The sequence below is a fragment of the Pseudomonas sp. 22515 genome (assembly GCF_052044625.1).
Lineage (GTDB): Bacteria > Pseudomonadota > Gammaproteobacteria > Pseudomonadales > Pseudomonadaceae > Aquipseudomonas > Aquipseudomonas alloputida.
In genome coordinates, this window is the sequence record NZ_JBQENN010000006.1 from 122032 (window position 1) to 146893 (window position 24862).

24 protein-coding genes are annotated in these 24862 nt (G+C 62.6%); 9 read left to right on the forward strand and 15 right to left on the reverse strand.

Annotation, left to right across the window (positions count from 1 at the left end; all coding sequences use genetic code 11):
* Positions 1 to 60: 60 nt before the first annotated feature.
* From prpF to ACTJJN_RS08250, 5 genes are all read right to left on the reverse strand, one after another.
* A complete protein-coding gene (gene prpF, locus ACTJJN_RS08230; RefSeq protein ID WP_017147771.1) occupies positions 61 to 1251 on the reverse strand; it encodes a 2-methylaconitate cis-trans isomerase PrpF in 1191 nt (396 codons plus the stop codon).
* A gap of 114 nt (positions 1252 to 1365) precedes the next feature.
* Positions 1366 to 3954 (reverse strand): Fe/S-dependent 2-methylisocitrate dehydratase AcnD, encoded by a 2589-nt coding sequence (gene acnD / locus ACTJJN_RS08235; protein WP_019752043.1) that lies wholly within the window; start codon positions 3952 to 3954, stop codon positions 1366 to 1368.
* Between the two features lie 115 nt (positions 3955 to 4069).
* Positions 4070 to 5197 carry a bifunctional 2-methylcitrate synthase/citrate synthase gene (prpC, locus tag ACTJJN_RS08240; protein WP_003250313.1) on the reverse strand — a complete coding sequence of 376 codons (1128 nt, stop codon included), beginning with the start codon at positions 5195 to 5197 and terminating at the stop codon, positions 4070 to 4072.
* A gap of 60 nt (positions 5198 to 5257) precedes the next feature.
* Positions 5258 to 6148 (reverse strand): methylisocitrate lyase, encoded by an 891-nt coding sequence (gene prpB, locus ACTJJN_RS08245; protein ID WP_012053054.1) that lies wholly within the window; start codon positions 6146 to 6148, stop codon positions 5258 to 5260.
* Positions 6145 to 6861: a GntR family transcriptional regulator gene (locus ACTJJN_RS08250; RefSeq protein ID WP_003250308.1), complete on the reverse strand. Its 717-nt coding sequence runs from the start codon at positions 6859 to 6861 to the stop codon at positions 6145 to 6147. Before ACTJJN_RS08250 ends, prpB begins: the two co-directional genes overlap by 4 nt.
* A 306-nt stretch (positions 6862 to 7167) precedes the next feature.
* Between ACTJJN_RS08250 and rloA the strand changes: the two genes are divergently transcribed.
* The 5 genes from rloA to ACTJJN_RS08275 all read left to right on the forward strand — a co-directional run bounded on the left by rloA (position 7168) and on the right by ACTJJN_RS08275 (position 12589).
* A complete protein-coding gene (gene rloA / locus ACTJJN_RS08255; RefSeq protein ID WP_010953297.1) occupies positions 7168 to 7704 on the forward strand; it encodes a retropepsin-like aspartic peptidase RloA in 537 nt (178 codons plus the stop codon).
* Positions 7705 to 7709: 5 nt separating this feature from the next.
* Positions 7710 to 9245: an osmotic stress tolerance membrane protein RloB gene (rloB, locus tag ACTJJN_RS08260; protein ID WP_012053057.1), complete on the forward strand. Its 1536-nt coding sequence runs from the start codon at positions 7710 to 7712 to the stop codon at positions 9243 to 9245.
* Positions 9245 to 10225, forward strand: a complete 981-nt coding sequence (locus ACTJJN_RS08265) for an alpha-L-glutamate ligase-like protein (protein ID WP_003250303.1) — start codon at positions 9245 to 9247, stop codon at positions 10223 to 10225. Before rloB ends, ACTJJN_RS08265 begins: the two co-directional genes overlap by 1 nt.
* 208 nt (positions 10226 to 10433) lie before the next feature.
* A complete protein-coding gene (pabB, locus tag ACTJJN_RS08270; protein ID WP_014753830.1) occupies positions 10434 to 11774 on the forward strand; it encodes an aminodeoxychorismate synthase component I in 1341 nt (446 codons plus the stop codon).
* Between the two features lie 80 nt (positions 11775 to 11854).
* Entirely contained in the window at positions 11855 to 12589 is a 735-nt protein-coding gene (locus ACTJJN_RS08275) for a phosphoadenylyl-sulfate reductase (RefSeq protein WP_003250299.1), read from the forward strand.
* A gap of 125 nt (positions 12590 to 12714) precedes the next feature.
* On the opposite strand, the gene cysB is transcribed toward ACTJJN_RS08275, so the two are convergent.
* The 3 genes from cysB to ACTJJN_RS08290 all read right to left on the reverse strand — a co-directional run bounded on the left by cysB (position 12715) and on the right by ACTJJN_RS08290 (position 15379).
* On the reverse strand, positions 12715 to 13689 hold the full coding sequence (gene cysB / locus ACTJJN_RS08280; protein ID WP_003250297.1) for an HTH-type transcriptional regulator CysB: 975 nt from the start codon (positions 13687 to 13689) through the stop codon (positions 12715 to 12717).
* 128 nt (positions 13690 to 13817) lie between these two features.
* On the reverse strand, positions 13818 to 14315 hold the full coding sequence (locus ACTJJN_RS08285; protein ID WP_003250295.1) for a universal stress protein: 498 nt from the start codon (positions 14313 to 14315) through the stop codon (positions 13818 to 13820).
* A 116-nt stretch (positions 14316 to 14431) separates the two neighbouring features.
* Positions 14432 to 15379, reverse strand: a complete 948-nt coding sequence (locus ACTJJN_RS08290) for a putative 2-dehydropantoate 2-reductase (protein ID WP_017147773.1) — start codon at positions 15377 to 15379, stop codon at positions 14432 to 14434.
* 232 nt (positions 15380 to 15611) lie between these two features.
* Between ACTJJN_RS08290 and ACTJJN_RS08295 the strand changes: the two genes are divergently transcribed.
* A complete protein-coding gene (locus tag ACTJJN_RS08295; protein ID WP_014753832.1) occupies positions 15612 to 16688 on the forward strand; it encodes a 3-deoxy-7-phosphoheptulonate synthase in 1077 nt (358 codons plus the stop codon).
* A gap of 70 nt (positions 16689 to 16758) precedes the next feature.
* Here the strand turns inward: ACTJJN_RS08295 and ACTJJN_RS08300 are convergent, their stop codons facing one another.
* Entirely contained in the window at positions 16759 to 17040 is a 282-nt protein-coding gene (locus tag ACTJJN_RS08300) for a GNAT family N-acetyltransferase (RefSeq protein WP_003250290.1), read from the reverse strand.
* 507 nt (positions 17041 to 17547) lie between these two features.
* Between ACTJJN_RS08300 and ACTJJN_RS08305 the strand changes: the two genes are divergently transcribed.
* Entirely contained in the window at positions 17548 to 17799 is a 252-nt protein-coding gene (locus ACTJJN_RS08305) for an Lpp/OprI family alanine-zipper lipoprotein (RefSeq protein WP_003250288.1), read from the forward strand.
* 132 nt (positions 17800 to 17931) lie between these two features.
* On the opposite strand, the gene ACTJJN_RS08310 is transcribed toward ACTJJN_RS08305, so the two are convergent.
* The 3 genes from ACTJJN_RS08310 to ACTJJN_RS08320 form a co-directional block, all read right to left on the reverse strand.
* Positions 17932 to 18909, reverse strand: a complete 978-nt coding sequence (locus tag ACTJJN_RS08310) for a L,D-transpeptidase family protein (protein WP_003250286.1) — start codon at positions 18907 to 18909, stop codon at positions 17932 to 17934.
* 113 nt (positions 18910 to 19022) lie between these two features.
* The gene (locus ACTJJN_RS08315) at positions 19023 to 19313 is read right to left on the reverse strand and encodes a hypothetical protein (protein ID WP_003250283.1); all 291 of its coding nucleotides are present in this window, start codon (positions 19311 to 19313) and stop codon (positions 19023 to 19025) included.
* Between the two features lie 58 nt (positions 19314 to 19371).
* Positions 19372 to 19977: an arylesterase gene (locus ACTJJN_RS08320; RefSeq protein WP_003250280.1), complete on the reverse strand. Its 606-nt coding sequence runs from the start codon at positions 19975 to 19977 to the stop codon at positions 19372 to 19374.
* 10 nt (positions 19978 to 19987) lie between these two features.
* Here ACTJJN_RS08320 and ACTJJN_RS08325 point away from each other — a divergent pair, with 10 nt between their 5' ends.
* Both ACTJJN_RS08325 and ACTJJN_RS08330 read left to right on the forward strand, forming a co-directional pair.
* Complete coding sequence (locus tag ACTJJN_RS08325; protein WP_014753835.1) at positions 19988 to 20674, forward strand: ABC transporter ATP-binding protein; 687 nt, start codon at positions 19988 to 19990, stop codon at positions 20672 to 20674.
* Positions 20671 to 23178: an ABC transporter permease gene (locus ACTJJN_RS08330; protein ID WP_017147774.1), complete on the forward strand. Its 2508-nt coding sequence runs from the start codon at positions 20671 to 20673 to the stop codon at positions 23176 to 23178. Before ACTJJN_RS08325 ends, ACTJJN_RS08330 begins: the two co-directional genes overlap by 4 nt.
* A 97-nt stretch (positions 23179 to 23275) precedes the next feature.
* Here the strand turns inward: ACTJJN_RS08330 and greB are convergent, their stop codons facing one another.
* The 3 genes from greB to ACTJJN_RS08345 form a co-directional block, all read right to left on the reverse strand.
* Positions 23276 to 23764, reverse strand: coding sequence for a transcription elongation factor GreB (greB, locus tag ACTJJN_RS08335; RefSeq protein WP_003250274.1), 489 nt, complete (start codon positions 23762 to 23764; stop codon positions 23276 to 23278).
* Between the two features lie 11 nt (positions 23765 to 23775).
* Positions 23776 to 24084 (reverse strand): hypothetical protein, encoded by a 309-nt coding sequence (locus tag ACTJJN_RS08340; RefSeq protein ID WP_003250272.1) that lies wholly within the window; start codon positions 24082 to 24084, stop codon positions 23776 to 23778.
* 248 nt (positions 24085 to 24332) lie between these two features.
* Positions 24333 to 24770 carry a DoxX family protein gene (locus ACTJJN_RS08345; protein ID WP_017147775.1) on the reverse strand — a complete coding sequence of 146 codons (438 nt, stop codon included), beginning with the start codon at positions 24768 to 24770 and terminating at the stop codon, positions 24333 to 24335.
* Positions 24771 to 24862 lie beyond the last annotated feature (92 nt).

Consider the following 24862-nt stretch of genomic DNA (forward strand, 5'->3'; position numbering starts at 1 on the left):
CAAGCCCGCGAAGGGCCGCTTGGCGGCCCCAACGAACTAAAGCCGAGCGCCAGTGGTGCGTTAGAAGCTGTCGCCAGGCACGCGAACCCAGCCCTCCATCAGCACGCGAGCACTACGGCTCATGATTGCCTTGGTTACCGTCCACTCACCATTCACCTGGCGTGCCTCGGCCCCGACCCGCAGGGTGCCCGAAGGATGACCGAAACGCACAGCGCTGCGCTCGCCTCCGCCAGCGGCGAGGTTGACCAGCGTGCCCGGAATGGCCGCCGCAGTGCCAATTGCCACCGCAGCCGTACCCATCATGGCATGGTGCAGCTTGCCCATCGACAAGGCCCGCACCAGCAGGTCGATCTCACCGGCCTGCACCGCCTTGCCACTGGAGGCAGTGTAGGTGCTCGGCGGCGCGACGAACGCCACTTTCGGCGTGTGCTGACGCCCGGCAGCCTGGTCGACGTTGTCGATAAGCCCCATGCGCACGGCGCCATAGGCGCGAATGGTCTCGAAGCGCAGCAGCGCCTGCGGATCGCCGTTGATGGCGTCCTGCAGTTCGGTACCGGTGTAGCCGATATCGGCAGCATTGACAAAAATGGTCGGGATACCGGCATTGATCAGGGTCGCCTTGAACGTACCGACCCCCGGCACTTCCAGGTCATCGACCAGATTGCCAGTGGGGAACATGGCACCGCCACCGCCGTCTTCATCGGCTGCAGGGTCAAGAAACTCCAGCTGCACCTCGGCCGCCGGGAAGGTGACTCCGTCCAGCTCAAAGTCGCCGGTTTCCTGCACTTCACCTTCAGTGATCGGAACGTGGGCGATGATGGTCTTGCCGATATTCGCCTGCCAGATACGCACGGTGGCGATACCGTTGCGCGGAATACGCGCCGGGTCGACCAGGCCACTGCTGATGGCAAACGAACCGACCGCAGCGGACAGGTTGCCGCAGTTGCCGCTCCAGTCGACGAAGGCCTTGTCGATGCTGACCTGGCCGAACAGGTAGTCGACATCGTGCTCGGGCTTGATGCTTTGCGACAGGATGACGGTCTTGCTGGTGCTCGACGTGGCGCCGCCCATGCCGTCGATCTGCTTGCCGTAAGGGTCGGGGCTGCCGATTACCCGCAGCAGCAGCGCATCGCGAGCGGGACCTGGAATTTGCGCCTGCTCGGGCAGGTCCTGCAGGCGGAAGAACACGCCTTTGCTGGTGCCGCCGCGGATGTAGGTGGCGGGGATTTTGATCTGGGGTACATGTGCCATTTTCTTGGGCATCCTGATAGTCCGGTGAAATACCCTGGGGCTGCCTTGCAGCCCTTTCGCGACACAAGGCCGCTCCCACAGGNAAAGGGCCGCAAAGCGGCCCCCGATTCATGCTCAGGCGGTCGCTTCGAGGAAGTCCTGGGCAAAGCGCTGCAGCACCCCGCCCGCTTCGTAGATCGACACTTCCTCGGCGGTGTCCAGACGGCAGGTCACCGGTACCTCAAGGCGCTCGCCATTGGCACGGGTAACCACCAGGGTCAGGGTCGCCCGTGGCGTACGCGCACCCAGCACGTCATAGGTTTCGCTGCCATCCAGGCCCAGGGTCTTGCGGTCGGTGCCCGGCTTGAACTCCAGCGGCAGCACGCCCATGCCTACCAGATTGGTGCGGTGAATACGCTCGAAGCCTTCGGCCACGATCGCCTCGACACCGGCCAGACGCACGCCCTTGGCCGCCCAGTCACGGGACGAACCCTGGCCGTAGTCGGCACCGGCGACAATGATCAGCGGCTGCTTGCGCTGCATGTAGGTCTCGATCGCCTCCCACATGCGGGTAACCTTGCCTTCCGGCTCGATACGCGCCAGCGAGCCCTGCTTCACGCTGCCATCGTCGTTGCGCACCATTTCGTTGAACAGTTTAGGGTTGGCGAAGGTGGCGCGCTGGGCGGTCAGGTGGTCGCCACGGTGGGTAGCGTAGGAGTTGAAGTCTTCTTCCGGCAGGCCCATTTTCGCCAGGTACTCACCCGCAGCGCTGTCGAGCATGATCGCGTTGGACGGCGACAGGTGGTCGGTGGTGATGTTGTCCGGCAGCACCGCCAGGGGACGCATGCCGCGCAGGGTGCGCTCGCCGGCCAGGGCCCCTTCCCAGTAGGGAGGGCGGCGGATGTAGGTGCTCATCGGGCGCCAATCATACAGCGGCGCAACTTTTGGCCCGCGGTCTTCCTCGATGGCGAACATCGGGATGTAGACCTTGCGGAACTGCTCCGGCTTGACCGCAGCACGCACCACCGCATCGATTTCTTCGTCGCTGGGCCAGATGTCCTTGAGGCGGATTTCCTTGCCGTCGACCACGCCCAGCACATCCTTCTCGATGTCGAAACGAATGGTACCGGCAATGGCATAGGCCACCACCAGCGGTGGCGAGGCTAGGAAGGCCTGCTTGGCGTACGGGTGGATACGCCCGTCGAAGTTGCGGTTACCCGACAACACGGCAGTGGCGTACAGGTCGCGGTCGATGATTTCTTGCTGGATCACCGGGTCCAGGGCGCCGGACATACCGTTGCAGGTGGTGCAGGCGAAGGCGACGATGCCAAAGCCCAGTTGCTCCAGCTCCTTCTCCAGCCCTGCTTCCTCCAGGTACAGCTGCACGGCCTTGGAGCCAGGTGCCAGCGACGACTTGACCCATGGCTTGCGGGTCAGGCCCAGCTTGTTGGCATTGCGCGCAATCAGGCCTGCGGCAATCACGTTGCGCGGGTTGCTGGTGTTGGTGCAACTGGTGATGGCAGCGATGATCACCGCGCCGTCCGGCATCTGCCCCGGCACTTCTTCCCAGCTGCCGGCGATGCCTTTGGCCGCCAGGTCGCTGGTGGCGACGCGAGCATGCGGGTTGGACGGGCCGGCCATGTTGCGTACCACGCTCGACAGGTCGAAGCTCAGGGTGCGCTCGTAGACGGCGCCGCCCAGGCTGTCCGCCCACAGGCCGGTGGCCTTGGCGTAGGTTTCCACCAGTTTGACCTGCTGCTCTTCACGGCCGGTCAGGCGCAGGTAGTCGATGGTCTGCTGGTCGATGGCGAACATCGCCGCCGTGGCGCCGTATTCCGGGGCCATGTTGGAAATGGTGGCGCGGTCGCCCAAGGTCAGGGCGCGAGCACCCTCGCCATGGAACTCCAGGTAAGCGCCGACCACTTTCTGCTTGCGCAGGAATTCGGTCAAGGCCAGTACCAGGTCGGTGGCGGTGATGTTCGGGGCCAGTTTGCCAGTCAGCTCGACGCCGACGATTTCCGGCAGGCGCATCCAGGAGGCGCGGCCGAGCATCACGTTTTCGGCTTCCAGGCCGCCTACGCCGATGGCGATCACACCCAGTGCATCGACATGCGGCGTGTGGCTGTCGGTGCCGACGCAGGTGTCCGGGTAGGCGACACCGCGGTCGCTGTGGACCACCGGCGACATCTTCTCCAGGTTGATCTGGTGCATGATGCCGTTGCCCGGCTGGATCACGTCGACGTTCTTGAACGCCTTCTTGGTCCAATTGATGAAGTGGAAGCGGTCTTCGTTGCGGCGGTCTTCGATGGCGCGGTTCTTTTCGAAGGCCTGCGGGTCGAAACCACCGCACTCGACGGCCAGCGAGTGGTCGACGATCAGTTGCACCGGCACCACCGGGTTGACCTGGGCCGGGTCGCCGCCTTTGTCGGCAATGGCGTCACGCAGGCCGGCAAGGTCCACCAGCGCAGTCTGGCCAAGGATGTCATGGCACACCACGCGGGCCGGGAACCACGGGAAGTCGAGGTCGCGCTTGCGCTCGATCAGCTGGCTCAGCGAGGCATCGAGCGTAGCAGGGTCGCAGCGGCGCACCAGGTTCTCGGCGAGCACGCGGGACGTGTATGGCAAGCCGTCGTAGGCGCCGGGCTTGATCGCCTCGACCGCCGCGCGGGCATCGAAGTAGTCCAGGTCGGTGCCTGGCAGGTGCTTGCGGTATGCAGTGTTCATCATGGAATCAGGCTCGGTCACAGGATTCGGAAGGTTTCACCGTACCTGTGGGAGCGGGCGTGNTCGGGGGCACGCCCGCTCCCACAAGGGGAACGGGTTGCCTCTCTATAGCTATTCAGCGCTGCTCGATCGGCACGAACTGGCGCTGTTCGACGCCGACATACTCGGCGCTCGGGCGGATGATGCGGTTGTTGGCGCGCTGCTCGAAGACGTGCGCCGCCCAGCCGGTCAGCCGCGAGCAGACGAAGATCGGGGTGAACAGCTTGGTCGGAATGCCCATGAAGTGGTACGCCGAGGCATGGTAGAAGTCGGCGTTGGGGAACAGGCGCTTCTGCTCCCACATGGTCTTGTCGATGGCTTCGGACACCGGGTACAGCACCTTGTCACCCACTTCATCAGCCAGCTGCTTCGACCAGCCCTTGATCACCTCGTTGCGCGGGTCGGACTCTTTGTAGATGGCATGGCCAAAGCCCATGATCTTGTCTTTGCGCTCGAGCATGCGCAGCAGCTCGGCGGTGGCTTCCTGCGGGCTCTGGAAGCGTTCGATCAGTTCCATCGCAGCCTCGTTGGCACCGCCGTGCAGCGGGCCACGCAGCGAGCCGATGGCTGCGGTAACGCAGGAGTACAAGTCAGACAGGGTCGAGGCGCAGACGCGGGCAGTGAATGTCGAGGCGTTGAATTCGTGTTCAGCGTAGAGAATCAGCGACACGTTCATGACCTTGACGTGCAGCTCGCTCGGCTTCTTGCCGTGCAGCAGGTGCAGGAAGTGGCCACCCAAGGTGTCTTCATCAGTGGTGCAGTCGATGCGTACGCCATGGTGGGTGAAGCGGTACCAGTAGCACATCACGGCCGGGAACAGCGCCAGCAGGCGGTCGGTCTTGTCGCGCTGGGCTTCGAAGGTCAGTTCTGGTTCGAGGGTGCCCAGTACCGAGCAACCAGTGCGCATGACGTCCATCGGGTGGGCATCGCGCGGGATGCGCTCAAGCACTTCCTTCAAGGCTTGCGGCAGGTCACGCAGGCCCTTGAGCTTGCGCTTGTAGTCGGCCAGTTCGGCCTGGGTTGGCAGCTCGCCGTACAGCAGCAGGTAGGCGACTTCTTCGAACTCGGCACCGGCCGCCAGGTCACGCACATCATAACCACGGTAGGTCAGCCCGGCACCGGCCTGGCCCACGGTCGACAGTGCAGTCTGGCCGGCCACCTGGCCACGCAGGCCTGCGCCACTGAGTACTTTTGCTTCGGCCATGGTGTTTCTCCTTTCTTGAATTTGTTATGGATGCTTTCTGGCTAATTCGGGCGCTAGCGCTTAGCCCTTCTTCTGGGCAAACAGTGCATCGAGGCTCTGCTCGAAGGCGTGATAACCAATGGCATCGTAAAGCTCCATGCGAGTCTGCATGGTGTCGATCACGTTCTTTTGCGTGCCGTCACGGCGCAGCGCGGTATACACGTTCTCGGCTGCTTTGTTCATGGCGCGGAACGCCGACAGCGGGTACAGCACCAACGACACGTCGACCGAGGCCAGCTCTTCGGTTGTGTACAGCGGCGTGGCACCGAACTCGGTGATGTTGGCCAGGATCGGTGCCTTCACCCGATCAGCGAAAGTCTTGTACATCTGCAGTTCGGTGATGGCTTCCGGGAAGATCATGTCGGCGCCAGCTTCGACACACGCCTCGGCACGGTCGAGGGCCGCGTTCAGGCCTTCGACGGCCAGCGCATCGGTACGCGCCATGATCACGAAGCTGTCATCGCTGCGGGCGTCGACGGCAGCCTTGATACGGTCGACCATTTCCTGCTGGCTGACAATTTCCTTGTTGGGACGGTGGCCACAACGCTTGGCGCCAACCTGGTCCTCGATATGAATGGCGGCAGCGCCGAACTTGCTCATCGAGCGCACGGTACGGGCAACGTTGAAGGCCGAAGCGCCGAAGCCGGTGTCGACATCCACCAACAGCGGCAGGTCGCACACGTCGGTGATACGACGCACGTCGGTGAGCACGTCGTCCAGGCCAGTGATGCCCAGGTCTGGCAGGCCCAGGGAGCCGGCGGCCACACCGCCACCTGACAGGTAGATGGCCTTGAAGCCGGCGCGCTTGGCCAGCAGGGCATGGTTGGCGTTGATGGCACCAACTACCTGCAGCGGATGTTCAGCGGCAACGGCGTCACGGAAACGCTGACCGGGGGTGCTCTTGACTGTCATTTCTCACCTCGTGTGCTGTTGTTGTGGGCGTCCAGGTAGTGACGCTCGATATTGCGCTTGGACGCGCCGATGTGGCGGCGCATCAGGAGTTCGGCCAGTTCGCCGTCACGGTCGGCAATGGCATCAAGAATGCGATGGTGCTCGGCAAAGGCCTGGCGTGGCCGGTTAGGCGTGGCAGAGAACTGGATACGGTACATGCGCACCAGCTGGTACAGCTCGCCGCAGAGCATCTTGACCAGGGTCTGATTGCCGCTACCCTGAATAATCCGGTAATGGAAGTCGTAGTCGCCTTCCTGCTGGTAGTAGCCCAGGCCGGCCTGGAACGCGGCATCGCGCTCATGGGTGTCGAGCACCCGGCGCAGTTCGTCGATGTCGGCCTGGCTCATGCGCTCGGCGGCCAGGCGGCAGGCCATGCCTTCCAGCGACTCGCGAATTTCGTACAGCTCGATCAGCTCGGCGTGGTTGAGCGATACCACCCGCGCGCCCACATGCGGCACGCGCACCAGCAAGCGCTGGCCTTCAAGGCGGTGGATAGCTTCGCGTAGCGGCCCGCGGCTGATGCCATAGGTGCGCGCCAACTCCGGCTCGGAAATCTTGCTGCCGGGGGCGATATCACCCTTGACAATGGCCGCCTGGATGCGCCGGAAGACGTTTTCGGAGAGGGTTTCCGTTTCGTCTGTCAGCACCGGGCCGGGGGTGGAAAGGTCCTGCATATTGTCGACACCTTTTAAATCTCTTCGCCAGAAACTAACGAAACGAGCCCTTCAAGTCAAAGACAAAATGAACATTGTCGACAATCGTCTAATCGCGAACTATCACCACTACAACGCTGTCAGATCGCGCACCGCTGGCGTCAAGACGTCGGCGTGATAGAATGCCGCGCCTCCGATGGGGTATGGATAGCCTGTCTGTCATGCATTCGTGCCTGTTGACAGATAAACGAGGAAGCTTGCGCAGTAATTGCCAGTCACCTTGACCTGAACCTTGCCTAGAACCTTGCAATGCACCGCGCCAGGAATATGAGACTTACACCCGTTTTATTGCTGCTATGCCTCACCCTGCTGCCGGCCCTTGGCCAGGCTGCGGGCAAGACCGTGTATGGTCTCAACGAATACGCACATCTGGGCGACCTGGACCTGGAAGTGGCCGCCAAGCTCGACACCGGTGCCAAGACCGCGTCGCTCAGCGCCCGCGACATCAAGCGGTTCAAGCGCAATGGCGAAAGCTGGGTACGCTTCTACCTCGCCATCGATGCGGCCCATTCGCACCCGATCGAACGCCCACTGGCACGCGTCAGCAAGATCAAGCGCCGGGCCGGCGACTATGATGCCGAATCAGGCAAGGCCTACACGGCCCGCCCGGTCATCGAACTCGAAATCTGCATGGGCCAGACCAGGCGCACCATCGAAGTCAACCTCACCGACCGCAGCGCCTTCCAGTTCCCGCTGCTGATCGGTTCCGAGGCGCTCAAGCACTTCGACGCACTGGTTGACCCAAGCCTTAAATATGCGGCCGGCAAACCTGCCTGTGCCACCGACGCTCCCAAAGCAGAGTAATCCCGATGCGCTCTCTCACCCTCCATCTGAAAGTCCTGATCACCGTGCTGGTGCTATTGGGCGTGGCGGTCACGGCTTATCAGATCTTCGTGCTCGGCATCCCGGTGACCGAGGATGAAACCGACGACCTGTGGAACATTGACGCCAAGGTCGAGTTCGTGGCCAGCAGCAAGGACCCGGTCAAGGTGCAGATGTTCGTGCCACCGCTGAACCGCGACTACGTCAGCCTCAACGAGAGCTTCATCTCCAACAACTACGGGGTCAGCATCAACCGCGCCGACGGCAACCGCAAGGTTACCTGGTCGGCACGTCGCGCCAGTGGCAACCAGACCCTCTACTACCGCCTGGTACTGACCAAGCGCTACAGCAACGAGAAGACCAAGATCAAAGGCCCGACCTTCCGTGACAGCCTGGCCGTCGAAGGCCCCGAGAAGATCGCCGCTGAAGCGCTGATGGCGCCTATACGTCAGCACTCGGCCGACGTCGAGACCTTTGTCAGCGAGACCATCAAGCGGGTCAACAACCTCAACGACGACAACGTCAAGCTGCTGCTGGCCGGCGATACTTCGGCAATGAAGAAGGCCCAGGTCATCGACCTGCTGCTGTCGATCGCCCACGTGCCGATGGAAAAGGTGCACACCATCCGCCTGCTGGCCGACACCCCGCAAACCCCGGAGCTGTGGCTGCGCAGCTTCAACGGCGACGACTGGCTGTACTTCAACCCGGACACCGGTGAGCAAGGCCTGCCGAGCGACCGCCTGCTGTGGTGGACCGGTGACGACAACCTGATCACCGTCGATGGCGGCAAGAAGGCCACTGTCACCTTCAGCATGAACAACAGCGAGATGAACGCCATCCGCCTGGCCAAGCTGACCGACGAGAACACCGACGCCGACTTCCTCGAGTACTCGCTGTACGGTTTGCCGCTGCAAACCCAGCAAACCTTCATGATCATGGTCATGATCCCGATCGGCGTGCTGGTGATCCTGGTGCTGCGCAACCTGATCGGCATCCAGACCCTGGGCACATTCACCCCGGTGCTGATCGCCCTGGCGTTCCGCGAAACCCAGTTGGGCTTCGGTATCATGCTGTTCACGGTGATCACTGCCCTGGGCCTGTCGCTGCGCTCGTACCTGGAACACCTCAAGCTGCAGATGCTGCCACGCCTGTCGGTGGTATTGACCTTCGTCGTGGTGCTGATTGCCGCCATCAGCCTGTTCAGCCACAAGCTGGGACTTGAACGCGGGCTGTCGGTAGCACTGTTCCCGATGGTGATCCTGACCATGACCATCGAACGCCTGTCGATCACCTGGGAGGAGCGTGGTGGCGGCCATGCCATGAAAGTGGCCATCGGCACCCTGTTCGCCGCCTCCCTGGCACACCTGCTGATGATGGTGCCGGAGCTGGTGTACTTCGTGTTCACCTTCCCGGCGGTGCTGCTGATCCTGGTGGGCTTCATGCTGGCGATGGGCCGTTATCGCGGCTACCGCCTGACCGAGCTCGTGCGCTTCAAAGCCTTCCTGAAAAAGGCAGACACCTGATGTTTGGCCTGATCAAGACGTGGAAAGCCCTGGAGGCCCGGGGCATCATGGGGATCAACCGACGTAACGCGGACTATGTGCTGAAGTACAACAAGCGCAGCCTGTACCCGATCGTCGACGACAAGATCATCACCAAGGAGCGCGCACTGGCGGCCGGCATCCATGTGCCGGAAATGTACGGCATCATCGAGACCGAAAAAGAGATCGATAAGCTCGACCAGATCATCGGCGGTCGCAGCGATTTCGTCATCAAGCCGGCGCAAGGCGCCGGCGGTGACGGCATCCTGGTAATCGCCGACCGCTTCGAGGACCGCTACCGCACAGTGTCGGGCAAGATCATCAGCCATGAGGAAATCGAGCACCAGATTTCCAGCATCCTCACCGGGCTGTACTCCCTCGGCGGGCACCGCGACCGCGCGCTGATCGAGTACCGCGTGACCCCGGACCAGATTTTCAAGAGCATCAGTTACGAAGGTGTACCGGACATCCGCATCATCGTCCTGATGGGCTACCCGGTGATGGCCATGCTGCGCCTGCCGACTCGCCAGTCTGGCGGCAAGGCCAACCTGCACCAGGGCGCCATCGGTGTGGGTGTCGACCTGGCCACCGGCGTGACCCTGCGCGGCACCTGGCTGAACAACATCATCAGCAAGCACCCGGACACCACCAACGCGGTGGACGGCGTGCAACTGCCGAACTGGGACGGCTTCATGAAGCTGGCCGCTGGCTGCTATGAACTGTGCGGCCTGGGCTATATCGGCGTGGACATGGTGCTTGACCAGGACAAGGGCCCGCTGATTCTGGAGCTCAACGCCCGCCCGGGGCTGAACATCCAGATTGCCAACGACTGCGGCCTGACTCAGCGCACCCATGCCATTGAGGCGCACATCGAAGCACTGGCCAAGGAGGGTGTGACCGAAGACGCCGAGCAGCGGGTACGGGTAGCACAGGGCCTGTTCGGGCATGTGCCTAACCGCTGAAATACAGGGGCTGCGTTGCAGCCCATTCGCAGCACAAGGTTGCTCCTGCAAGCACTGCAGTTGATTCGAGCGCTTCGCTCAACCTGCAGGAACTGCCTTGTGCTGCGTATGGGCCAAACACAATGTTGAATGTCGTACCCAGCGCTAGGCGCTTTTCCTGCACAGGTCTACAATCGCCCTCCTCGCTTTTACATCGCCGTCCATACTGATGCCGACCTGCACGCTACACCCCCTGCCCTACCAGCCCGACCCTGCCGCCTATTTCGCCCACCTGCGCCAGGCCCCCGGTGCGATCCTGCTCGACAGCGCCCGCCCCGGCGCCGAACGCGGGCGTTTCGACCTGCTCAGCGCCTGGCCGCTGCAACAACTGCAGGCGCAGCCCGATGAAGATGGCCGCGTCTTCCTCCAGCGCCTGCGCGCTGGCCTGGCACAACTGGGCCACGCCGACTTGCCCAACGGTGTAGAACTGCCCTTTGTCGGGGGCCTGATCGGCTACCTGAGCTACGACTTCGGCCGCCGCCTGGAACACCTGCCAAGCCTGGCCGTGGACGACCTCGGCCTGCCAGACGCACAACTGGGCCTGTATGCCTGGGCACTGGTCAGCGATCATCTGCTCGGCACCAGCCAGCTGGTGTTCCACCCGAGCCTGGCAGGCGACGAACGCGAACGCCTTATCAGCCTGTTCCAGGACACCAGCACCACCACCGGCGACTTCCGGCTGCTCGCACCGATGGCCGGTGACCTGGAGCCGGAGCAATACAAAACCGCTTTCGATCAGGTACAACGCTACATCCAGGCCGGTGACTGCTACCAGATCAACCTCACCCAACGCTTTCGCGCGCCCTGCCAAGGCGATCCATGGCGGGCCTACCAGGCCCTGCGCCAGGCCTGCCCGACACCCTTCTCCGGCTACCAGCAACTGGCCGACGGCAGTACCCTGCTGAGCTTTTCGCCCGAGCGTTTCATCCGCGTCAGCCAGGGCCAGGTGGAAACCCGGCCGATCAAGGGCACCCGCCCACGCGCCAGCGACCCGGCTGAAGACCAGCGTAATGCCCAAGAGCTGCTGCACAGCCCGAAGGATCGCTCGGAAAACCTGATGATCGTCGACCTGCTGCGCAACGACCTGGGACGCACGTGTGAGATCGGCTCAGTGAAGGTACCGGAACTGTTCAGCCTGGAGAGTTACCCCAATGTGCACCATCTGGTCAGCAGCATCACTGGCCAGCTGGCCAGCGACAAGGACGCGCTGGACCTGATCGGCGACAGCTTCCCTGGCGGCTCGATTACCGGCGCGCCGAAAATCCGCGCCATGCAGATCATCGACGAACTGGAACCCGCGCGCCGCGCGCTGTACTGCGGCTCGCTGCTGTATGTGGATGTGCGCGGCGAAATGGACAGTTCGATCGCCATTCGCAGCTTGCTGATCAAAGATGGACAGGTCAGTTGCTGGGGCGGCGGCGCGGTGGTAGCCGACTCGCAGTGGCAGGCCGAGTATGAAGAGTCGATCGCCAAAGTGCGGGTGCTGATGCAGACCCTGCAGGGCTTGTGAGCCCATCTAGACCACGTTTTTTTTGTTACCATCCCCCTACTACGAGCGCACAGCGCCACAGCCAAGATGGAAACCGCCTGATGAGCCAACCCTTCGACGTCGCCGCCCTGGCCGCGACCTATGCCAACAAGTCCCCGCAGGACATCCTCAAGCTTGCCTTCGAGCACTTCGGCGATGACCTGTGGATCTCCTTCAGCGGCGCCGAGGATGTGGTGCTGGTCGACATGGCCTGGAAGCTGAACAAGCAGGTAAAGGTATTCAGCCTCGACACCGGGCGCCTGCATCCGGAGACCTACCGGTTCATCGACCAGGTACGCGAACAGTACAACCTGCCGATCGAAATCCTCAGCCCGGACCGCGCCAAGCTCGACCCGTTCGTCAAGGAAAAGGGCCTGTTCAGCTTCTACAAGGACGGCCATGGCGAGTGCTGCGGCATTCGCAAGATCGAGCCGCTGCGACGCAAGCTGGCCACCGTCAGCGCCTGGGCCACCGGCCAGCGCCGCGACCAAAGCCCGGGCACCCGCAGCCAGGTGGCAGCACTGGAAATCGACAGCGCCTTTTCTACGCCTGAGCGCACGCTGTACAAGTTCAACCCGCTGGCGCAGATGAGCAGTGAAGAGGTATGGGGTTATATCCGCATGCTCGAGCTGCCGTACAACAGCCTGCACGAGCGTGGCTTCATCAGCATTGGCTGCGAGCCATGCACCCGCCCGGTGCTGCCAAACCAGCATGAGCGTGAAGGGCGCTGGTGGTGGGAAGAGTCGACGCAGAAGGAATGCGGGTTGCATGCGGGCAACCTGATCAGCAAGGCTTGAGATAGCCCGGGCGGTCTGTAGGAGCGGGTTTACCCGCGAAGCAGGCGACGCGGTGCATGGCACCGCCTTTGCCGGTGATCGCGACCAAAGCCGCCCGCTCCCACAGCGGCCCCATCACTCCCGAATCAGTGAACCGGCAGCTCGACACCTTCGAACAACGCTTCCAGCTCTTGCTTGTTATGGCACTGAATGGCCTTGGCCATCACTTCACGGGTCAGGTGCGGGGCAAACTTCTCAATGAAGTCGCACATGAAGCCGCGCAGGAAGGTACCCCGACGGAAGCCGATCTTGGTGATACTGGCTTCGAACAGCTCACTGGCATCCAGCGCCACCAAGTCACTGTCGAGCTTGGCGTCCACAGCCATGCCAGCAACGATACCCACGCCCAGCCCCAGGCGCACATACGTCTTGATGACGTCGGCGTCAGCCGCGGTGAAGACCACTTTTGGCGTGAGGCCGCGGTGATTGAAAGCTTCATCCAATTTCGAGCGCCCGGTGAAACCGAACACGTAGGTGACGATCGGGTATTCGGCGACGGCTTCCAGGGTCAGTTTCGGCAGCTTGGCCAGCGGGTGCCCCTGTGGCACCACAACGCAACGGTTCCACTTGTAGCACGGCATCATGATCAGATCGCCGAACAGCTCCAGCGCCTCGGTGGCGATGGCGAAATCGACCGTACCGTCCGCAGCCATCTCGGCAATCTGCATGGGCGAACCCTGATGCATGTGCAGGGACACCTCCGGATACTGCTTGATAAAGCTGCTGATAACCGGCGGCAACGCGTAGCGCGCCTGGGTGTGGGTGGTGGCGATGGACAGCGTGCCCTTCTTCTCGTTGGAGAACTCTTGGGCAATCTGCTTGATGCTCTCGACCTTGCGCAGGATTTCGCCTGCGGTATTGATGATGCGCTCACCGGCCGGGGTCACGCGGGTCAGATGCTTGCCGCTGCGGGCAAAGACTTCAACCCCCAATTCGTCTTCGAGCAGGCGGATCTGCTTGCTGATACCTGGCTGGGAGGTATACAGGCTCTGCGCCGTCGCGGAGACGTTGAGGTCATGGTGCGCCACTTCCCAGATGTAGCGCAGTTGTTGAAGCTTCATAGGTTTCCCTCGGTTCAGCGGTGAGTCCGCGGCAGCAGGCAGCGACGATATATAACTATATTAGTGGTTCTGGAAATAAATCTAGAACTATTTTGTTACATGCCCACGGAAATGGACTGCACCTATCTTCACGTTTTCCTACGCCCCAGATGCTGCGCCAAGGGCACCATGTACACCGGCACCGGCGACAGCTGCAGCAGCCGCACCGCCGTGCGCCCCAGCGGTACATCCACCCCGGCACCGGCACTGTGGCTACCGAATATCAACAGGTCGACGCTTAGCCGCTGGGCCTGGTCGAGAATCACCTGCGCCGGGTCGCCCTGACGCACACGCACGGCCTTGATCACCGCCAGGTCAGCCTCTTCGCCCAGCTCGTCGCGAAAGTTTTCCAGTACACGCTGCTCTATGTTCGCCATCACGGTGTTCACCCCCTGGCTGTGCAATTGATCGAGCGTCTGCTCATCGAGGTAACTTTGCAGGAGGGATTCGGCGAACTGGCCCATCGGCTCGACCGCGTGGATCACATACAACTCGGCACCGAACGTGCGCGCCAGGGCCAGCGCGTGTTGCATCACGAAAGGGGCGTAGACACCGAGGTCGGTGGCGTACAGCATGGAGCGGATCATTCGACCTCCTCGACTGCCGCAGCGGCAGAGCAAGCTTCAGCTTAGCAGCGCGCCGGACGCTCGCTTTNCGCTGCCGCCGTGGGCTGGAAGGCCCCGCCGAAGCCTCGGCCACCCTCTCAGGCAGGCCGGTTGCTGCTGTCGATGAAACTCAGCGCTTGGTACAGCATTTCAATGCGCGGCATGCTGCAGCCTGCCGCCCGAGCGCGTGCCAACGGCTCGGCGTAAATGGCCCCCAGCTCCAACGGGCGTTTGTGGACATGGTCGTGATGCATGCTCGGCCAGTAGTCAGGCATGCGCTCGGTCACCTGGAACAAGTGCTCGGCATAGCCCTCGGGCAGTACATGGCCACAGGCTGCCGCCCCCTGCACCACCTCGGCCATCAAGGCCTGTATCAGCTCGCGGCTATTGCTGTCGGCCATCAGTGGCGAAGTGCTGGCCCCCAGCAGCACCGACAGCCCGTTGTAAGGCACGTTCCACACCAGCTTCTGCCAGCGCGCCAAGGCCAGGTTCGGCATGGCCTGCGAGTCGATCCCCGCCGCCTGGAACAACCCGGCGCCTTCATTCACCAGCGCGACACCGCAATCGGTGGCCGGCCCGCTGTGATACCCCAGGTTGACCGCCCCCAGCGCCTGGTGGCGGATTACACCTGGCGCCTGGCGGTTGACGCAGATGAAGCACAGGCCGCCGAGCAGGTGCATGTCGCTGCGCAAGGCCGGACGCAACTGCTCCTCGACACCCAGGCCGTTCTGCAACAGCACCACCTTGGCGCCGGGCGCAGCAGCCTGGACGATCAACGGTGCCAACTGCTCGTTGCTGGTGGCCTTGGCCCCGATCAGAAGCCAGTCACAGGGCGGCATGTCGGCGGCACTGACGTAAGCCTGCACCCGCATGTGCAGTGCGCCATGCACGGCACTGTCCAGGCTCAGCCCGCGTTCACAAACGGCCTGGTACTCGCTGCGCAACAGAAAATGCACATCGAAACCGGCCCGGGCCAGCATCAACCCATAAAAGCCGCCGATGGCGCCACTGCCGATGATGCCGATGCGAGGGGGGTGCGAATGCATGCCAATCTCCAGGTAAAGGGTCAGCACTCTTTTTACACAGGTTACGTAGCGCTGGGCAGTCCATTCGCGCGCAACCCCCTCGCTCAGGTAAAAACCCCACAATGACTGGGTTCAGCCCATTGTCGTGCCATCTGTAACGCGCTAAGGTTCGGCTCCCCGCTGCGATTATTCTTGCTGCTGGGCCGCACGGGGATAGTTGGCGGCCGGCACCCGTGACCTGACGAGTAACACGATGGCTGATTTACCGATCGATGACTTGAACGTTGCCTCCAACGAGACCCTGATCACCCCTGATCAGCTCAAGAAGGAAATCCCCCTCAGCGCCAAGGCCCTGCAGACCGTGACTGCCGGCCGTGAAGTGGTGCGCAATATTCTCGACGGCAAGGACCATCGCCTGTTCGTCGTGGTCGGGCCTTGCTCCATCCACGACATCAAGGCCGCCCACGAATACGCCGAGCGCCTGAAAGTGCTGGCCGAAGAAGTGTCCGATACGCTGTACCTGGTCATGCGCGTGTACTTCGAAAAGCCGCGCACCACCGTCGGCTGGAAAGGCCTGATCAACGATCCGTACCTGGATGACTCGTTCAAGATCCAGGACGGCCTGCACATCGGCCGCAAGCTGCTGCTGGACCTGGCCGAAATGGGCCTGCCGACTGCCACCGAAGCGCTCGACCCGATTTCCCCGCAGTACCTGCAAGACCTGATCAGTTGGTCGGCCATCGGTGCCCGCACCACCGAATCGCAAACACACCGCGAGATGGCCTCGGGCCTGTCCTCGGCGGTGGGTTTCAAGAACGGCACCGACGGCGGCCTGACCGTTGCCATCAATGCCCTGCAGTCGGTGTCCAAGCCGCACCGCTTCCTGGGCATCAACCAGGAAGGCGGCGTGTCGATCGTCACCACCAAGGGCAACCCATATGGCCACGTGGTACTGCGCGGCGGCAATGGCAAGCCGAACTACGACTCGGTCAGCGTCGCCCTGTGCGAACAGGACCTGGCCAAGGCCAAGATCAAGGCCAACATCATGGTCGACTGCAGCCATGCCAACTCCAACAAGGACCCGGCCCTGCAACCGCTGGTGATGGAGAACGTCGCCAACCAGATTCTCGAAGGCAACCAGTCGATCATCGGCCTGATGGTCGAAAGCCACCTGAACTGGGGCTGTCAGTCCATTCCGAAAAACCTGGACGAGTTGCAGTATGGCGTGTCGATCACGGACGCCTGCATCGACTGGTCGGCGACCGAGAAAACCCTGCGCAGCATGCATGCCAAGCTCAAGGATGTGCTGCCGCAGCGTAAGCGCAGCTGAACATTGCGGGAATAAAAAACGCCGGGCACTGCCCGGCGTTTTTTTTGTTGTGTCGGGGCCTATGGTCAGCTCAGGCCTTGCTCGAATGCCGCTGCTGGCGCTCCATGTAACGCTCCACATACGAGCAAGACGGGATCACCGTGTAGCCCATCTGCTCGGCGTACTCCAGCGCCCGCTCGGTCAGGGCGGCAGCGATCCCACGGCCGCGCAGGGCGTTGGGCACGAAGGTGCGATAGATGTCCAGCGTCTGCTTGCCCAGATCCATGTACGTCAGGTAGGCACGATGACCGTCCACGTTGGTCTCGAACTGATGACCGGCCTGGTCATGGTGGATGGTCAGCGCTTCGCTCATCACTACTCCTCGCAGGTCTTCTCGGCAGACCCTTACCTTAACCGATGGTGGTTTATCCGGCACAGAATCCTCTACGCCACCTGTTGCCGCTTCGACCATTGGACGATTGTAATCGTTCGGATCGTCTGGCACTCACAAGATAGTAGGCACCGCGAGCGGGATTGCTCAAGGTGGTGGCGCTTAAAAAAGGTCAAAACGCCGCCCGGGTGACTTTCCCAAGCCCGCGCAACAGCCACCGGATGTTCTAGGGCTTAAGACGCTGATCGACAGTTAAAGTCACCCTTAGTTCAACAAAAAAGTTCCTGTACCACAACCGCTTGCGAACCCTGCACATTTTTTTCACAGACACGTCGCAAATCTTGTCGGCGCGGAGTCAAGCAACATTTTTTTTGCAGTTCTTGCGCTCTGTCAGTTTACTTACTACAAGTAATGGGTACTATGTACGCCGGCCAGTTTCTCTTTCCTGAGAGATGGCTATTTAATAGAAAGTCCTTGAAGGGGAACACGATGAACAACGTTCTGAAATTCTCTGCTCTGGCTCTGGCCGCAGTTCTGGCTACCGGTTGCAGCAGCGTATCCAAAGAAACCGAAGCTCGTCTGACTGCGACTGAAGACGCAGCAGCTCGCGCTCAAGCTCGTGCTGACGAAGCCTACCGTAAGGCTGACGACGCAATGGCAGCCGCTCAGAAGGCTCAGCAGACCGCTGACGAAGCCAACGAGCGCGCTCTGCGTATGCTGGACAAAGCCAGCCGCAAGTAATAATCCTCACGGATTGTTAAGAAGCCGACCCACTTGTGGGTCGGCTTTTTTATTGCCTTTGAATCCGACAAACGCGGCCAGCAGGTACAAAAAGGCCTGCACTAAGGCAGGCCTGGGTGTGTCGAAATCACCTTACTGCAGTTCGGGCGGAATGCTCGACACCATCGGTGCGGCCCCTTGGTTTTCCACCGGCACGGCAATTTCTACCGGCATGCCATCTTCTGCAGCCACCACGTCACGTACCATGTCCCAGTTCATGCGTAGGTTATTGGCCAGGTCTTCACGCTTGAGCAAGGCATTGATAACTGCGGTGTGTTTGTCGACCACTGACGGGTTACCCTGGTCATCCAGCGGCGTGTGTGCCTCAAGATAGACCTTGCCGGCGCTGATACCGAACTTGTAAGGCTCGTTGATGATGCGCACTGGCGTCCCCACCGGCACCATCTTCGACAGTTCAAGCACATTGTTGTTAAGCATGCGGAAGCAACCGTGACTGGTGCGCATGCCAATGCCGAACTTCTTGTTCGAACCATGGATCAGATAGCCCGGTACGCCCAAGGTGAACTTGAACGGCCCCAGCGGGTTGTCCGGGCCAGCCGGCACCACCGTCGGCAGGATGTCACCGTCCTCGGCGTGCTCTTTGCGAATCGAAGCGGGCGGCGTCCAGGTCGGGTTGGGCGTCTTGGCGGTGATCTTGGTGTTGGCGATCGGCGACCCCCACCCCTCGCGACCAATGCCCAGCGGGAAGGTGTACACCACGCTCTCCCCCTTGGGGAAGTAGTACATGCGGTACTCGGCCAGGTTGATGACGATGCCTTCGCGCGGCCCCGGCGGCAGAACGAAACGGGTCGGCAGGATGATCTCGGTGCCGGCACCCGGCAGCCAAGGGTCCACGCCGGGGTTGGCGGCAATCATTTCCAGGTAGCCGAGGTCGTTTGCGGTGCCGATATCGGCGAACGTGTCCTCGTACTTTGCCTTGATCACATGCACCTGGCCGACGATGTCTTCACCGGGCGGTGGCAGTGGCAGCTCCAGCGCAGCAGCGGGGCCCGCTACCAACAGGGCGGCCAGGGACAGGCTACGGGTGACGGCAGGAAAGCGCGGCAACATCCGGTAAATCCTTCGAAAGATGGGTCAAGAGAATCGATTGTACACCCGCGCCGATGCAAGCGGGAGGCATTGGCACGCTGCAAGCGTTTCAGATGATGAAAGGCGCTTGTCGTTCAGCTGCCATGCAGCTCAGGCCACACCGGGCGCATGCCGCGTCGCTGGGCATCGAGGATGGCACGGCACAGCTCACACAGGCGGCCATCGCGGTAAATCGATCGCGGCACCCCCGACCAACGCGGCTGGGCTGGCAGCAGGCCGCCGCACAAGGTACGGTCGACCGGCACGCCCAGCTCAAGCTGGCGGGCCACGAGGTGGACGCGGATTTCCTGGCAGGCGAACAGGTCGAGCTGCTCGTCGGGCTCGATCAGTTGGTAGGCATACAGGGACCAGGCAGGGCGCGGCATTTGGAGCACTCGAAACGGGGGGCGCAACATTAGCCGAAAGGCGCCCCCGTTTAAAGCTTCACAGCAAGGGTTTTATCGCTGGCCAGGCATTTTCCAGCAGGCGCTGCTGAGCCCCCTGGGCCGGATGGATGCCATCAGCCTGCATCAGTTCAGGTACGCCCCCTACCCCTTCGAGGAAAAACGGCACCAAGGGAACCTGTTTGTCCGCTGCCAGCTGTTCATACACCTTGGCAAAGGCGGTGGTGTAACGCACACCATAATTGGGCGGCAGGCGCATGCCCAATAGCAGCACCTTGGCCCCTGCCTGACGCGAACGCTCGATCATCGAGGCAAGATTTTGTTGCAATTGTGCAGGCGGCTGCCCGCGCAGGCCATCGTTGCCGCCCAGCTCCAGCACCACCAGGCTTGGTTTATGTGCTGCAAGCAGCGCCGGGAGCCGCGCCTGGCCACCTGCGCTCGTATCGCCACTGATCGAAGCATTGACCACTTTGTCGTCAAAACCTTCGTCCCTGAGACGGGCCTGCAAGAGAGACACCCAGCCCTGACGGCTATCCAGGCCAAAACCGGCGCTGATACTATCGCCAACAACCAGCAGTGTTCCTGCCGCTGCGCTCTGGGCCAGGCAATACAGGGCCAGACCGGCACTCAACCACCACACTCGCATCGGATTCTCCATGAGCCCCAGCATTCTCGTTGCGCAGAACCTTAGCAAAGTGGTCCCCAGCGCGGAAGGTGACCTTACCATCCTCCACGCACTGTCTCTCGACCTGGCCCAAGGCGATAGCCTGGCCATCGTCGGCGCCTCGGGCTCTGGCAAATCGACCCTGCTCGGCTTGCTCGCCGGCCTCGACCGCCCCAGCGCTGGCAATGTCGTGCTCGCCGGCCACGACCTGGGGCCACTGGATGAAGACCAACGCGCCCGTGTGCGCGCCGAACATGTGGGTTTCGTGTTCCAGTCGTTCCAGCTGCTCGACAGCCTCAATGCACTGGAAAACGTCATGCTGCCACTGGAGCTGGACGGCCGCCGCGATGCCCGCGAACAGGCTCGCACTTTGCTGGAGCGGGTCGGCCTGGGCAAGCGCCTGAGCCACACACCTCGGCAGCTGTCGGGCGGCGAGCAGCAGCGCGTGGCAATCGCCCGCGCCTTCGCCGCGCAGCCTGCGGTGCTGTTCGCCGATGAGCCCACCGGCAACCTCGACAGCCACACCGGCGAACGCATCAGCGACTTGTTGTTCGAGCTGAACAAGGAGCGCGGCACTACCTTGGTGCTGGTCACCCATGACGAACGCCTGGCCCGCCGCTGCCGGCGCCAGATCCGCCTGGACGCGGGCCGCCTTGTGGCGCCGACGGAGGCCCGGTGAGCCGTATGCCGCTGTCCCGCCTGTGTGGCCTGGCACTGCGCCAGTTGCTGCGCGATGTTCGCGCCAGTGAAGTGCGCGTGCTGTTCTTTGCCCTGTTGGTGGCCGTAGCCGCCAGCACCGCCATCGGCTATTTCGGCGCCCGCCTCAACGGCGCCATGCAGCTGCGCGCCAGCGAGTTTCTGGGCGCCGATCTGGTACTGCAGGGCAGCGCACCGGCCCGCGAGCAACAGCTCGATGCCGGCAAGGCACTGGGCTTGCGCCATGCACGCGTGGTCGAGTTCACCAGTGTGGTCGGCGGCGACAATGGCATCCAGCTGTCCAGCGTAAAGGCCGCCGACGGCGCCTACCCGTTGCGCGGGCAAGTACGCAGCGCTCCGGCACCTTATGCCGAAGAAACACCCGGCGGCGGCCCTGCCCCTGGCGAAGTGTGGGTGGAACCGCGCCTGTTGGCAGCACTGGGGCTGGCAATCGGCGACAGCATCGACGTGGGCATGAAAACCCTGCGCATGAGCCGGGTGCTTACCTACGAACCGGACCGCGCCAACAACTTCTACAGCCTTACCCCACGCGTGATGATGAACCTGGCCGACCTGGAAGCCACCGGCGTGATCCAGCCGGGCAGCCGGGTCACCTACCGTGACCTGTGGCGCGGCGATGCCGAGGCGCTGGCGCAGTACCGTCAGGCCGTGGAAAAAGACCTGGCCGCCAACCAGCGCCTGCGTGACACCCGCGATGGCAACCAACAGATCGGCGGCGCGCTGGGCAAAGCCGAACGCTACCTGAACATGGCCAGCCTGGTAGCTGTGCTGCTGGCAGGCGTAGCCGTGGCACTGTCGGCCAGTCGCTATGCTGCACGCCGACTGGACGCCAGTGCCCTGCTGCGCTGCCTGGGCCTGTCGCGCCACCAGGCATTGGGCCTGTATTGCCTGCAACTGGCCATGCTCGGCCTGGTCGCTGCCCTGGCCGGCGCCTTGCTCGGCTGGCTGGCTCAGCTGGGTCTGTTCCGCCTGCTGCACGGCTTGCTGCCGAGCGTGGTGCCCGCTGGCGGCATCGTTCCTGCGCTGGCAGGTATCGGTACCGGGCTGGTGGCACTGGCTGGCTTTGCCCTGCCGCCGATTGCAGCGCTGGGCCAGGTGCCGCCACTGCGCGTGCTGCGCCGTGACCTGCTGCCGATACCTGCGAGCAGTTGGCTGGTGTACGGCGCCGCCCTGCTCGCACTGGGCCTGATCATGTGGCGCCTGAGCCTCGATCTGCTGCTCACCTTCGCCCTGCTCGGTGGCGGCCTGGTCGCTGCACTTCTGCTCGGCGGCCTGCTGTTGCTCGGTTTACGCAGCCTGCGCCAGCTGCTGGCCGGTGCGCCACTCACCTGGCGTCTGGGGCTGGGCCAGCTATTGCGCCACCCCATGGCGGCAGCAGGCCAAGCCCTGGCATTCGGCCTGATACTGCTGGCCATGGCCTTGGTCGCCCTGCTGCGCGCAGAGTTGCTCGATACCTGGCAAGCACAGCTACCCAAGGATGCGCCCAACCACTTCGCCCTGAACATCCTGCCAGATGACCGTGAGCCGTTCATTCAACACCTGCACCAGGTCAATGCCGCTTCAGCGCCGCTGTACCCGGTAACGCCCGGGCGCCTGGTGCAAATCAATGAAAAACCGGTACAGCAGGTGGTCAGCAAGGACTCGGCAGGCGAGCGCGCCGTGCAGCGCGACCTCAGCCTGACCTGGGCCGCCGAGTTGCCCGAAGGCAACGTGCTGACCGCAGGCAGTTGGTGGCAAGCCTTGCCAGCCGACAACGATATCCCCGGGGTTTCGGTGGAGGCGGAACTGGCCAGCAGCCTGAAACTGCAGATGGGCGACCTGCTGACGTTCGATATTGGCGGCCAGCAGCGCCAGGCCCGCGTCAGCAGCCTGCGCAACGTGCATTGGGACAGCTTCCAGCCGAACTTCTACATGATCTTCCAGCCTGGCACGCTGCAGGGGCTGCCGACCACTTACCTGACCAGCTTCTACCTGGCACCGGGGCATGACCTGGATGTCGTCGCGCTGTCACGGGCGTTTCCGGCGGTGACCATCCTGCAGGTGGATGCCTTGCTCGACCAGCTGCGCAGCATTCTCGCCCAGGTAACCCTGGCGGTGGAGTATGTGCTGCTGTTCGTGCTGGCCGCGGGGCTGGCAGTGTTGTTCGCTGGCTTGCAGGCCACGCTGGACGAGCGCATTCGCCAAGGCGCACTGTTGCGCGCACTGGGCGCGGCGCGGCCCTTGCTGGTAAAAGCCCGACGTATCGAGTTCGGCCTGCTGGGCGCGGCCAGCGGGCTATTGGCGGCCGTGGGCTGCGAACTGATTACCTGGGTGCTGTACCGCTATGCCTTCGACTTGCAGTGGAGCCCGCACCCGTGGCTGCTGGTGTTGCCGCTGACAGGGGCACTGCTGGTGGGGGGGGCGGGGGTGCTGGGAACGCGGCGGGCGTTGAATGCCAGCCCGCTGGCGGTGTTGCGCGAGGCTTGAGGCCTGGCTGGCAGCGTTTCTGCAGGCGCACCCCTGAGGGCTGAGCGATCGCCTGCCGGGACAGCACATGCCTCACGCTGGCGCAAGACGGGCCCGGTCAGTCCGTCGAGACGCCCTGGCCGTAACGGATGCTGCTCACATACCAGGTCGCTTCACCGGTAGGTGTATGCACCACCACCTCATCACCCTCCTCCTTCTTCAGCAAGGCACGGGCCATGGGCGCATCGATCGAGATGTAATCGTTGCGCCCGTAGATCTCGTCGTAGCCGACAATGCGAAACTTCATGGTCTCGCCCTCGTCGTTCTCGATCTCAACCCAGGCACCGAAAAACACTTTGCCTTCCTGCTCGGGCGAGTACGCCACCACTTTCACATCTTCAAGCCGCTTGCGCAGGTATCGCACCCTGCGGTCGATTTCGCGCAGCAGCTTCTTGTTGTACTGGTAGTCCGCGTTCTCGCTGCGGTCACCCAACGAAGCGGCCCAGGCAACCTTTTGGGTGATTTCCGGACGATACACCCGCCACAGGTGGTCCAGCTCTTTCTTCAGCGCCTCATGGCCTTCTGTGGTGATGATATTGGTGCTCAATAGCGCATTCCTCAGCGGCGGGTAATCAGGCCTTGACGCGCGATGCGGGTGAGATGGCCGATGACTTCGGCGGCCTCGTCCGGTGCCGGCGCCTGGATCACAGCCAGGTCGAAACGGTCATTGCCATACTGCGCGAGGTGGCAGCCACTGTCGGCGAACTGGATCAGAAAGGCACGCGCCTGCCCCTTGCGCCGTGACAGGCCTTCAAGATGACGCAAAAGGGTGGGTTGATGCCGGCCGCCGAGCAGGATGCGCGGTGTGCGGGACGCCTGGCTGGCAGGCAAAGGGCTTAAACAGACACTGGTACGTGGGCAACTCATGGAGCTTCTCTCCGCCTCGCGAATCCCGCTGGGCAGCGGTGGGAGGCGTCACCGAACCAGCGCTTTAGCGGTATTTCGGACGGCCCGGAGGTGGGGCTTTCCTGCGCCCCGCAAGTAGCTGTTTAAATCGGCGCAGGCGGTATGCTAGAGCGATGAGCCCCAAGTTGCAAGCGACAAGCCGCAAGCAAGAACACGCCGAGTATTGGCCCGCGCTTGCCTGCGGCTCGTAGCTCACAGCGTGCAGCTGATTACCGGGCGATCAGGCGGTCGAGCGAGAAGCGGCCAGCGCCTTCGATCATGACTGCAACAGTGCCGGCCAACAGCGCCAGGGCGAACTCATAGCCGTTGTTGGACATGAACAGGCCGTTGCCGATGTGCACCGAAACGATCGCCACTATCAAGGTCACCGTCAGCGCCAGGGCCGCCGGGCGAGCCAGCAGGCCGACCACCAAGGCCAGGCCGCCGAAGAATTCGGCACTGCCGGACAGCAGGGCCATCAGATAACCCGGCGCCAGGCCGATGCTTTCCATCCATTGGCCGGTGCCTTCCAGGCCGTAGCCACCGAACAGGCCGAAGAGTTTTTGCGCACCATGAGCCATGAAGATGATGCCGACCAGGATGCGGATAACGCTCAAGCCAGCGCCAGCACGTGTAGAGAACAGCGCGTTGAGGGTAGTGTTTTTCATGTCGAAGCGTCCTTGAAGTGAAGCAGTTGTGTGGGTATGGGCGCCATCATAATCAATTCCACTGATATGAAAATCGCAAAAAACCCAACATA

Coding starts and splice junctions, on each gene's coding strand:
- prpF (WP_017147771.1), bottom strand. CDS start 1,251: ATGGCACATGTACCCCAGATCAAAATCCCCGCCACCTACATCCGCGGC.
- acnD (WP_019752043.1), bottom strand. CDS start 3,954: ATGAACACTGCATACCGCAAGCACCTGCCAGGCACCGACCTGGACTAC.
- ACTJJN_RS08310 (WP_003250286.1), bottom strand. CDS start 18,909: ATGTTGCCGCGCTTTCCTGCCGTCACCCGTAGCCTGTCCCTGGCCGCC.
- ACTJJN_RS08320 (WP_003250280.1), bottom strand. CDS start 19,977: ATGCGAGTGTGGTGGTTGAGTGCCGGTCTGGCCCTGTATTGCCTGGCC.
- ACTJJN_RS08250 (WP_003250308.1), bottom strand. CDS start 6,861: ATGCAGGACCTTTCCACCCCCGGCCCGGTGCTGACAGACGAAACGGAA.
- ACTJJN_RS08305 (WP_003250288.1), top strand. CDS start 17,548: ATGAACAACGTTCTGAAATTCTCTGCTCTGGCTCTGGCCGCAGTTCTG.
- ACTJJN_RS08325 (WP_014753835.1), top strand. CDS start 19,988: ATGAGCCCCAGCATTCTCGTTGCGCAGAACCTTAGCAAAGTGGTCCCC.
- cysB (WP_003250297.1), bottom strand. CDS start 13,689: ATGAAGCTTCAACAACTGCGCTACATCTGGGAAGTGGCGCACCATGAC.
- prpC (WP_003250313.1), bottom strand. CDS start 5,197: ATGGCCGAAGCAAAAGTACTCAGTGGCGCAGGCCTGCGTGGCCAGGTG.
- ACTJJN_RS08345 (WP_017147775.1), bottom strand. CDS start 24,770: ATGAAAAACACTACCCTCAACGCGCTGTTCTCTACACGTGCTGGCGCT.
- ACTJJN_RS08285 (WP_003250295.1), bottom strand. CDS start 14,315: ATGATCCGCTCCATGCTGTACGCCACCGACCTCGGTGTCTACGCCCCT.
- ACTJJN_RS08275 (WP_003250299.1), top strand. CDS start 11,855: ATGAGCCAACCCTTCGACGTCGCCGCCCTGGCCGCGACCTATGCCAAC.
- rloA (WP_010953297.1), top strand. CDS start 7,168: ATGAGACTTACACCCGTTTTATTGCTGCTATGCCTCACCCTGCTGCCG.
- pabB (WP_014753830.1), top strand. CDS start 10,434: ATGCCGACCTGCACGCTACACCCCCTGCCCTACCAGCCCGACCCTGCC.
- prpB (WP_012053054.1), bottom strand. CDS start 6,148: ATGACAGTCAAGAGCACCCCCGGTCAGCGTTTCCGTGACGCCGTTGCC.
- ACTJJN_RS08340 (WP_003250272.1), bottom strand. CDS start 24,084: ATGAGTTGCCCACGTACCAGTGTCTGTTTAAGCCCTTTGCCTGCCAGC.
- ACTJJN_RS08295 (WP_014753832.1), top strand. CDS start 15,612: ATGGCTGATTTACCGATCGATGACTTGAACGTTGCCTCCAACGAGACC.
- ACTJJN_RS08300 (WP_003250290.1), bottom strand. CDS start 17,040: ATGAGCGAAGCGCTGACCATCCACCATGACCAGGCCGGTCATCAGTTC.
- ACTJJN_RS08315 (WP_003250283.1), bottom strand. CDS start 19,313: ATGCCGCGCCCTGCCTGGTCCCTGTATGCCTACCAACTGATCGAGCCC.
- ACTJJN_RS08265 (WP_003250303.1), top strand. CDS start 9,245: ATGTTTGGCCTGATCAAGACGTGGAAAGCCCTGGAGGCCCGGGGCATC.
- rloB (WP_012053057.1), top strand. CDS start 7,710: ATGCGCTCTCTCACCCTCCATCTGAAAGTCCTGATCACCGTGCTGGTG.
- ACTJJN_RS08290 (WP_017147773.1), bottom strand. CDS start 15,379: ATGCATTCGCACCCCCCTCGCATCGGCATCATCGGCAGTGGCGCCATC.